The sequence below is a fragment of the uncultured Leptotrichia sp. genome, assembly GCF_938036635.1.
Lineage (GTDB): Bacteria > Fusobacteriota > Fusobacteriia > Fusobacteriales > Leptotrichiaceae > Leptotrichia > Leptotrichia hongkongensis.
In genome coordinates this window covers 1-1,400 of sequence record NZ_CALHQO010000165.1, presented here as the reverse complement: position 1 = coordinate 1,400, position 1,400 = coordinate 1, and the positions used below count along the sequence as shown (strand labels likewise).

General features: G+C 25.3%; 3 protein-coding genes and 1 pseudogene. All 4 read left to right on the top strand.

Annotation, left to right across the window (positions count from 1 at the left end):
- A pseudogene (locus Q0370_RS03190) lies at positions 1–308 on the top strand (hypothetical protein); the annotation flags it as partial.
- A 104-nt stretch (positions 309–412) separates the two neighbouring features.
- Entirely contained in the window at positions 413–667 is a 255-nt protein-coding gene (locus Q0370_RS03185) for a type II toxin-antitoxin system RelB/DinJ family antitoxin (protein WP_299572041.1), read from the top strand.
- Positions 660–932 (top strand): type II toxin-antitoxin system YafQ family toxin, encoded by a 273-nt coding sequence (locus Q0370_RS03180; RefSeq protein WP_299572039.1) that lies wholly within the window; start codon positions 660–662, stop codon positions 930–932. The genes Q0370_RS03185 and Q0370_RS03180 overlap by 8 nt, the downstream gene beginning before the upstream one ends.
- Before the next feature lie 13 nt (positions 933–945).
- A partial coding sequence (locus Q0370_RS03175) for a hypothetical protein (RefSeq protein ID WP_299572037.1) occupies positions 946–1,400 on the top strand: 455 nt, incomplete at its 3' end.

The following is a 1,400-nucleotide window of genomic DNA, read 5'->3' as shown; positions in this document are numbered from 1 at the left end:
CAAAGTTTTCAGTAATTTCAATGCCTGTAACATCTTTAAATACTTGTTTTGCAAGAGCTTCTGTAACATTTAAAATATCTTCTGGAATGGAACTTTCAAATATAGGTAAAATGAGGAAAATAATCCCACGGGAAAAAGTAAAGGTTTTAAAATTAGTAAAGAAAATAACGAGATATAAATTATATTTTAAATTAGATAATGAAGGTAAAGTTTTTAGAATTGAGAAATTTTTTGGATTTAATAAAAGTTGGATAGCCGAAAATATAAATTATTTGACAGAAAATAGATTAATAGATTTGAAAAAATGAAAAAAGTAAATTTTTTTGAAAAAGTTAATTAAAATATTGATTTTTACATTATTTAGTAATATAATTACATTGTATAACAAAAGTATTACAAAGGAGTGGTAAAAATGGCTACAGTAACAGCTAGAGTTGATGAAAATGTGAAAAAAGAAGCGGAAACTTTATTTAAAAAAATGGGGCTTAATATGAGTACTGCTATGAATTTATTTTTGAAGAAGTGTATTTTGGAGCAGGGGATTCCGTTTGAGTTGAAAGTGCCGAATGGAGAAACCAGAAAGGTTTTGGATGAAGTTGAAAAAGGTATTGGATTAAGCAAAACTTTTGATAGTATAGATGAGTTGATGGAGGATTTGAATGCTTAAAATCAGATACCAGGTTAAATTCAAGAAAGATTATAAAAGGGCAATAAAAAGAGGGTGTAACAAAAAAATATTTGAAGAAGTCCTTTTTTATTTGGTAAATGAGAAACCTTTGCCTAAAAAATATAGAGATCATTATCTTACTGGAGATTATAAAGGATTTAGAGAATGTCATATTCAGCCTGACTGGCTTTTGATTTATAAAATTGAAAAAGATATTTTGGTTTTGACATTGTCGAGAACTGGGACACATTCTGATTTATTTTAACTTGGAGGGAGAAATGTACGATAATAAATTATTAGAGATAGATTTTTATAAAAATTCAAGAATTCATAAACTTATGTTACCATATATTGGAAGTAAATATGAAAAATATAAAGTGTTAATAGTTGCTGAAAGTCATTATCTTATAGAAGATAGTGATAGAGAAAAAGTAAAAGATTTTAATAAATGGATTGCAGATAAAAATGAAATAAAATTAATGAATGAAGAATATATAAATACAAGAGAGGTAGTAAAAAAACATTGCAGTAATAATAACAAACAACCGTTTTTTTCAAATATAAAAAAAGAAATTATTAATATAGAGAAATTTTGGGATAAGATTTCTTTTATGAACTTCTTTATTGTTCCTTCAATAAATGGAAGTAGAACAATAGCAGTTTCAAAAGATATAGAAAAAAAATCTTTAGAAAATTTTGAAAATGTACTTGATGTTATAAAACCCAACTATAT

Bases quoted from the DNA above. Each gene is read 5' to 3' on its own strand.
- Q0370_RS03185 (WP_299572041.1), top strand. From the start codon at position 413: ATGGCTACAGTAACAGCTAGAGTTGATGAAAATGTGAAAAAAGAAGCG.
- Q0370_RS03180 (WP_299572039.1), top strand. From the start codon at position 660: ATGCTTAAAATCAGATACCAGGTTAAATTCAAGAAAGATTATAAAAGG.